Below are 7667 nucleotides of genomic sequence, written 5' to 3'. Positions count from 1 at the left end.
CGCGGCGGACCCGCCGCCGGGGCTGGCCGTGGCCGCGGGAGAGCGCCGGGCCGCCGCGGGAGACGGAGGGAGGAGGGGTTCGCGTTTCGGCTTTTCCGTAACCCGGGACCGTCCGGAGGCCGGACCCCGCGAGGAGCCCCCGGCAGGACGCGTGAACCGGTGCCGCGCACGGCGAGGGGGACCGCGATCCCTCGCGGTCCCCCTGTGACCCGGACGGGCCGGCCCGCCTCAGTAGGCGGCGGAGGCGGGCCGGGTGTAGTAGGCGCGCGTGGCCTCCAGCAGCATGAGCACGATCATGAGGACGGCGAAGGCCAGCGGGACGACCGATCCCACGGCGCCGGTGACCGCGTTGAACACCAGGGAGAGCGCCGCCAGCCCCTGGAAGACCACGACCGACCACAGGACGCCCGCGCTGCGGCGGCCCATCAGCACGGCGAGGAGGGTGGACAGGACCCCGTAGACGAACGGGACGGCGCCGACGAGCGCGAAGAGCAGCCCCGCCTCGGTGGAGGAGACGGGAAAGCCCGCTCCCTCCTGCACGCCCTGCAGGAATTCCTCGCTGAACCGGCCGTCACCGGAGGCCATCGCGGCGGCCAGCCACAGCAGCCCGCCGAGCAGCAGGCCGCAGGCGCCGCCGATGAACATCAGCACCCGCACGGCGACGGCCGCGCCGGGCATCCTGACCGGGCCCGAGGGAAACGGGCCCAGCGGGGGGTGGCCGCCGTAGGGCGCGGGCTGCTGCGGGTAACCGCCCTGGTAGGGGTGGTTCGGGGGCTGTTGCGGGTAACCGCCCTGGTAGGGACCGTTCGGAGGCTGCTGCGGGTGCACGGGCGGCTCCAAGGCGAGGGGGATCGCGTGTCTCGTGGACCACTGTAGGGGACGGCTAACCGGACCCGGGCAGCCCGCGGTCGTCGGCCTCCGACAGGGACCGGCGCCCCTTCCGGGGGGCGTACAGGCGCAGGAGTTCCTCCTCCTGCTCGCGCACGGCGTCGGCGAGGTCCTCGTTGAGTTCGCGCAGAGCGCCGCGGTACTCGCTGACCTGGCCCTCCACGCGCTCGGCGATACCGCCCGGGGTGAGGGCCCGCCGGGCGCGGTGGACGCGGTGGACCGCGTAGCCGCCGATGGCGGCCCCCGCGGCGAGGTAGAGCAGTCTGCCGATCACCGGTTCGCCTTCCTCCTGCGGGTGCGCACGACCGCCAGGGCCCTGCGCTGGCCGAGGACGCGGCGCACCCCGTAGGACAGCGAGGCCGCCTTCACCAGCGGCCCGGTGAGCACCGAGCGGGTCAGCGCGGTCATCGTGGAGACGTCCTCGGAACTGGCCTGCACGTTGGCGGTGATCTCCTCGACCCGTTCCAGCGAGGTGTTGGTGCGCTCCACCGTGGACGCGACGTCGTCCAGCAGGGGCGGGGTGCGGTCCCCCAGTTCCGACACGACCTTGGTCGCCTCGTTGATGAGCTTGATGAGCTTGACGAGCGCCACGCACATGAACGTGGCCAGCACCGCCCAGACCACCGCGGCGACGAGCGCGGCGACCTCTCCTCCGGTAAGCATGCGGGCTCCGTGGACAGATAGAGGGTGACTTCGAGGGTGTGCGGCGGCCCCTCGCGCACGCGCCGGGACCGGGGGACGCCGGTGACCGCGCCGGACCGGGCGCCGCGAACGGGCGTTCCCGGGCCCGGCGGATCCTCCCCTGTGGTCCGCGCGGGACGGGCCGGTTTCGGCCGACCCTATCGCGTCCCGCCTTCGGGTGGGCGAGGACGCCACGGCGCGTCCGCACCCCCTGCGGGACGACCGATCCGGGCCACGGGGATCGACGCTCCACCCGCCCTGGGGGACAATCGACCGCAAGCCCGGTCCTTCCGAAAAGCTGACTACGATGTGCGGACACTCAGCCGCCCCTCGGCCCCAGAAGCATCGACAGGACGCTCATGAGCCCTCGTTCTCCCCGAGAGATCTCCGTACTGGTACCGCCGGACCTGGCCCCCCTCTATCCGGACGACCCCTCACGGATCGGTCCCTACCTCGTCCTCGGACGGCTGGGGCAGGGGGGCAGCGGCACCGTCTACGCGGCCGTGGACACCGCCTCCGCGAGCGCGGACGACCGTCTGGTGGCAGTGAAGGTCCTCACATCCGCCGAACTGGAGTCCGCTGACGCCTACCCCGCGCTGGAGCGGAGGCTGCGGGCCCTGTCCAACGTCGACTCCGCGCGCGTGGTCGTCCCCCTGGCCTTCGACAGCGACGCCAACCCCCCGTGGCTGTCCATGCCCTACATGGCGGGCGAGCGGCTGTCCCACTTCGTCACCAAGCGCGGCGGGCTGGGCACCGGAAAGCTGATCGCGCTGGCCACCGGCCTGGCCGAGGGGCTGTCCGCGCTGCACGCGCGCGGCGTGGCGCACGGGTCGCTGCGCCCCGGCGAGATCCTGCTGGAGTCGCGCGGCCCGCACATCATGGAGTGCGCGGTCGTGGCCTCCCCCGAGCGCATGCGCGGGGCGGGGGCGACCTGGCTGAGTCCCGAGCGCTTCCGCGGCGGGGCGGCCACGCCCGCCGCCGACGTGTTCGCCTGGGGCGCCGTGGTCGCCTTCGCCGGGACCGGGCGCCTGCCCTTCGGCCCCGGGGAGCCCGAGGAGATCGCCGAGCGCGCCGCGCAGGGCTCCTTCGACCTGACCGGTCTGGCCAAGGGGCTGCAACCGGTGGTCGGGCGCTCGCTGGACCCCGACCCGGACGGCCGCCCCAGCCTGCGCGAGGTGATCGGCGCGGTCATCGCGGTGTGGCAGGCGCAGAACGCCTCGGAGGGCGGCGGGGGCGCTGCGGGCTCCCCTGCCGGGGGCGCGGCCGCCGCACCGGACCGCGACGAGCTGGCGCGCATCCTGGAGCGCGAGTGGCACGCCGTGGAGCCGCCCGCGCGGGTGCCCGAGGTCATCCGGCTGGAGGGGCGCATGTCCAACCGGCGCCCCGCACGGGCCGTGTTCCTGGCCGCGAGCGCGGTGCTCGCGCTGGCGCTGGTCGGCGGCGGCGTGTGGGGCGTCTCGCGGCTGCTCGCCCCCGAGCAGGGGGACGCCCTGGTCGCGGGCGCCGCCGGGGAGGGGTCCGCGTCGCCGAGCCCCGTCGCCGAGGAGGACCCGCTGACCCTGGTGGTGCGGTTCGACCCCGCCGAGCAGGAGTCCCCCGAGACGGGGCCGTGGGTGTACACCCCCGTCGACCGCGAGGACGAGCCGGTCCGGGGCCGGGGCATCCCCAGCCACGCGGCCTGGGCCGAGCAGTGGGACGTGGCCGGGGAGCCCGGCGAGGCCGTCATCGCCCCCGACGCCGAGGTGCTCTGCGCCAAGTTCTGCGCCGCGCCCGAGCACCTGTTCATCGACGAGGAGGGCCGCGGCACCTGGGAGCTGACCGGGAGCGACTTCGTCGACTACCTGTCGTGGGGCCCGGTGGTCATCGTGGAGGTGACCTTCGCCGAACCCGCCGGGGAGGGGGGCGAGGGGCCCCGCGAGATCGTGCGGGTCACGGAGCTGTTCACCGACTGACCGTCGCGGCAGGGGCTCCCGTACCCGGGTCTCCTCCCCCTCGGGGCGGACGGCGTCGGGCCGCCGCACGCGCGCCGGTACCGCGGGCCGCTGCCCCGGCGCTCAGCCGCGCTGCCCGCCGCCCCGCAGGACCTCCTTGATGCGCTGGAGGACCTCGCCGAAGCGCCGTTCGGCGCCGTGCTGGGTGGGCCGGTAGTACTCGCGGTCGGCGAGGCCGTCGGGGGCGTGCCTCTGGGGGGCGACGCCGCCGGGGAAGTCGTGGGCGTAGCGGTAGCCCTTGCCGTGGCCGAGTTCGGCGGCGCCCCGGTAGTGGCCGTCGCGCAGGTGGGCGGGGACGGGCCCGGCCAGGCCCGCGCGCACGTCGGCCGCGGCGGCGTCGATGGCGGAGACGACCGCGTTGGACTTGGGGGCCAGGCTGATGTGGATGACGGCCTGGGCGAGGTTGATGCGGGCCTCGGGCATGCCGATGAGCTCCACGGCCTGGGCGGCGGCCACGGCGGTCTGCAGGGCGGTGGGGTCGGCCATGCCGACGTCCTCGCTGGCGTGCACGACCACGCGTCGGGCGATGAAGCGGGGGTCCTCCCCCGCCTCGATCATGCGGGCGAGGTAGTGCAGGGCGGCGTCGGGGTCCGAGCCGCGCATGCTCTTGATGAAGGCGCTGACGACGTCGTAGTGCTGGTCGCCGGAGCGGTCGTAGCGCACGGCGTGCCGGTCCACGGCGCGTTCGACGTGTTCGGCCGTGATGGTGACCGGCTCCGCGCCGGGGGCGCCGGCGACGAGCGCGGCGGCCTCCAGGTAGGTCAGGGAGCGGCGGCCGTCGCCGCCCGCGAGGCGTACGAGGTGGTCAGCGCCCTCGTCGGAGAGCGTGTAGCGCCCGTCCAGCCCGCGCTCGTCGGCCAGCGCCCGGTCCACCAGGGCGCGGACGTCGGCGTCCTCCAGCGACTCCAGGGACAGCAGCAGCGAACGCGACAGCAGGGGGCTGACCACGGAGAAGAAGGGGTTCTCGGTGGTGGCGCCGATGAAGCTGACCCAGCGGTTCTCCACGGCGGGCAGCAGCGCGTCCTGCTGGGTCTTGTTGAAGCGGTGGACCTCGTCCACGAAGAGCAGGGTGCGGGTGCCGTGCATGCCCATGCGGCGCCGGGCGTCGTCGATGACGGCGCGCACGTCCTTGACCCCGGCGTTGACGGCGGACAGCTCCACGAAGCGGCGCTTGGTGACGCGGCTGACCACGGTGGCCAGGGTGGTCTTGCCGGTGCCGGGCGGGCCCCACAGGAACACGGACATGGGCGCGTCGTCCTCGACCAGGCGGCGCAGCGGGCTGCCCTCGCCGAGCAGGTGGCGCTGGCCCACGACCTCGTCGAGGGTGCGGGGGCGCATGCGCACGGCGAGCGGTTCCTGGCCCCTGGCGGCCTCCGCGCCGGCGTCGTCGAAGAGCGTGTCGGACACCTGTCCAGGGTAGGCGGCCGAGGGCACCGGTCAGGTCGCGGTCGCCACGGCGGCGCGGTCCCGCGCCGGCTCGGTGGAGGGGATCATGCGGGTGATGAGCAGGGCGATGTCGTCGCCGCGCCCGGCCGGGGCCATCTCGGCGATGACGTGCGCGGCGGCCTCGGGGTCCTCGTGGTGCTCGGAGAGCGCCGCGCCGACCCGGGCCAGCCCCTCGCCCATGGGCACCTCGGAGCTCTCCACGAGTCCGTCGGAGCACAGCAGCAGGGCGGTGCCGGGCGGGAGCATGCGGGTGGTGACGGCGTACTCGGGGTCGGAGAGCACGCCCAGCGGCGGGCCGGTCTCGGGCTCCCAGAGCTCGTAGCCGCTCCGGGTGGCCAGGACGACCGGCGGCTGTCCGGCCCAGGCCGCCTGCATGACGCCGCTCTCGCGGTCCACGACGAGGTAGCCGCAGGTGGCGAAGACGATCTCGCCGGTCTCGGTGAGCAGGCGGTTGGTCTCGCCCAGGACGACGCCGGGGTCGGACTGGTTGGTGGCGTAGGCGCGGAAGGCCACGCGGATCTGGCCCATGGCGGCCGCCGCCTCGACGCCGTGCCCCTGGACGTCGCCGACCAGGAGGCCGACCTTGTTCTCGGGGAGTTCGATGACGTCGTAGAAGTCGCCGCAGATGCGCCAGTCCGCGCGGGAGGGCAGGTACTTGGTGGCGATGTCCATGTCCGGGAAGCTGGCCACCTGGCGGGGCAGCATGCGGCGCTGGAGCGCGTCGGCCAGCTCCAGCTCGGCCTGCTGCGCCTTGATCCGTTGGAGGGCCTGCCCGGCGAGTCCGGCGAAGGTGAGCATGAGGGCCCGCTCGTCGCGGCTGGCGTGGTGGGGGCGGTCCCAGACCATCTGCCACACGCCCAGGGCGACCTTGCCGTCGCCGAAGATGGGCACGGTGGCCCAGGCCTGGCCGCGCACCTGGCGCATGAGTTCGACGGCGGCGGGGAAGCGGCTGATGATCTCGGCGCGGCTCTCGAAGAAGCGGGGCTGGCGGTCCTGGATGACCGCGCCCATGGGGAAGTCGGTGTCGTCGGCGCGGCGGCCGTCTATGCGCTCGATGTTGCTGGTGGCGCTCTTGGCGTGTGCGCTGGGCGAGCTGCGCAGCAGTCCGTTCTCGACGTAGAGGGCGACGGCCTGGACTCCGCCGAAGATGGGCAGGAACTCCTCGCTGAGCAGGTCCATGACCTTGTCGACGGTGGTGGCCGAGACGAGTTTGGAGGACAGTTCGGTGACCAGGCGGCCGTGCTCGGCCTCGGTGCGGCGGCGGTCGGCGAGGCGGCGTACGAGCTGGACGTGCTCGGTGACGTCGTCGACGATGCCCACGAGGCGGTCGGGATCGCCTGGCACGTAGCGGGCGCGCACGTGCAGGGAGCGCTCGTCGCCGAGGCGGTCGAAGACGCGGAAGCGCTGTTCGTAGTCGCGCCCGGCGAAGGAGGCGGAGATGGCGTCGCGCACGCGGGCGATGTCGTCGGGGTGGACGCGCTCCAGGATGCGTTCGAGTTCGCGGTCGTTCCCGGCCAGCAGCGCGCCGAGCGGGGTGGGGCCGAACATCTCGCGCAGGCGTCCGCTGGCCGGGTCCAGGCTCCACAGCACGGAGTCGGAGTTGTCGGTGCGCAGCTCGCCGATCACGCGCAGGTCGGCCTCCTCGGTGGAGAGCAGGTGCAGCAGGACGACCGCGCGGGCGTCCTCCGGGCCGTCCCCGGGCAGGGGGCGCAGCTCGGCCTCCACCAGGTGGGCGGCCTTGTCGGCGACCTTCAGGCGCAGGCGGGACCGGCGACCCCGGTTCCCGGCGAGTGCCTCGTGGTGGGCGCGGGCGCCGCGCTGGGCGTCGTCACCGTCGAGGAGGTCGAACCAGGCCCCTCCGTCGAGGTCGGAGGCGTCGCGGCCGAAGAGTTCGGTGAAGGCCAGGTTGGCGTGCACGATCGCGCCGTCGGCCAGGGTGAGCACCATGGGCTCGGGGGCGTGGGAGAACGCCTCCGCGAGAGCGCTCTCGGAACCATCGCCTGAAGCGCGTTTTCCGTTCACGTATGACTCATCCTCATGTCGTCTCGGACGTCACACCCGCGCGCAGGCGCGGTCACCCTTGAAACGTTCCGACCGGCTCATTCTAGTGTCCGGGGCTGGGCCGGATCTGGTGCCGGAACAGGGGCAGGGCCGACGCACGCGTCGTCCGGCGTCCGTGTGACCTGGCTGGACGCGGACCCGCGTGCTCCATCGGCGCGACGGGAGGGCGGTCGATTCCGCACCCGGGGTCGCACCCGAGCGACCACAGGATGGAAATCGTTATGCCCGTGTGACTCAACAGCGCAGAATGCACTCCGCCACCACTTCCGCCCGTGACCGGGGGTGTCCCCGTGAGATACGTGTCCACTCCACAACACGTTCTCATCGCGGCTCGGAAGGGGTGATTCGCCCTCAACGGTAGGGGATGACGGCTGTCCGCGCATCCGTACCGGGGCACTGAGGCCGTGTCCGGCCACGCGCACGCCCCTCCATGACGCCCGATAACTGCCCGTTTTCGCCGAGTGACCGAATGAGACAGGTTCAAAATGGGATGAATTCGGGCACCTCACGGGAGCCGCGAAATTCTTCGGTCCCGGAGCGTCCGGGGGCGCGGGCCCGGGGGGTCGGCGGCCCCTCGCCGGTACACGCGTCGGGGGGGGG

At 73.8% G+C, this 7667-nt stretch carries 6 protein-coding genes; 1 reads left to right on the top strand and 5 read right to left on the bottom strand.

The genetic code is table 11. The annotated features are described in order from the left end of the window. Window positions 1-228 precede the first annotated feature (228 nt). The 3 genes from DQW06_RS02290 to DQW06_RS02280 are packed head-to-tail and all read right to left on the bottom strand — an operon-like array spanning window position 229 to window position 1551. The gene (locus DQW06_RS02290) at window positions 229-828 is read right to left on the bottom strand and encodes a proline-rich domain-containing protein (RefSeq protein ID WP_071622446.1); all 600 of its coding nucleotides are present in this window, start codon (window positions 826-828) and stop codon (window positions 229-231) included. Between the two features lie 55 nt (window positions 829-883). After that, window positions 884-1162: a hypothetical protein gene (locus tag DQW06_RS02285; protein ID WP_071622447.1), complete on the bottom strand. Its 279-nt coding sequence runs from the start codon at window positions 1160-1162 to the stop codon at window positions 884-886. Next, window positions 1159-1551: a DUF948 domain-containing protein gene (locus DQW06_RS02280; RefSeq protein ID WP_013154102.1), complete on the bottom strand. Its 393-nt coding sequence runs from the start codon at window positions 1549-1551 to the stop codon at window positions 1159-1161. The genes DQW06_RS02285 and DQW06_RS02280 overlap by 4 nt, the downstream gene beginning before the upstream one ends. A gap of 377 nt (window positions 1552-1928) precedes the next feature. Here DQW06_RS02280 and DQW06_RS02275 point away from each other — a divergent pair, with 377 nt between their 5' ends. Next, window positions 1929-3521: a serine/threonine-protein kinase gene (locus tag DQW06_RS02275; RefSeq protein WP_013154103.1), complete on the top strand. Its 1593-nt coding sequence runs from the start codon at window positions 1929-1931 to the stop codon at window positions 3519-3521. Between the two features lie 102 nt (window positions 3522-3623). On the opposite strand, the gene DQW06_RS02270 is transcribed toward DQW06_RS02275, so the two are convergent. Continuing rightward, window positions 3624-4967, bottom strand: a complete 1344-nt coding sequence (locus tag DQW06_RS02270; protein ID WP_019610761.1) for a replication-associated recombination protein A — start codon at window positions 4965-4967, stop codon at window positions 3624-3626. A 30-nt stretch (window positions 4968-4997) separates the two neighbouring features. Beyond that, entirely contained in the window at window positions 4998-7028 is a 2031-nt protein-coding gene (locus tag DQW06_RS02265; protein WP_117197875.1) for a SpoIIE family protein phosphatase, read from the bottom strand. Window positions 7029-7667 lie beyond the last annotated feature (639 nt).

Origin of the sequence: Nocardiopsis sp. TNDT3 (assembly GCF_003427465.1) — a bacterium.
Taxonomy (GTDB): domain Bacteria; phylum Actinomycetota; class Actinomycetes; order Streptosporangiales; family Streptosporangiaceae; genus Nocardiopsis; species Nocardiopsis dassonvillei.
Note: the sequence above shows the minus strand (reverse complement) of the source record. Positions and strands in the feature narration are given on the sequence as shown.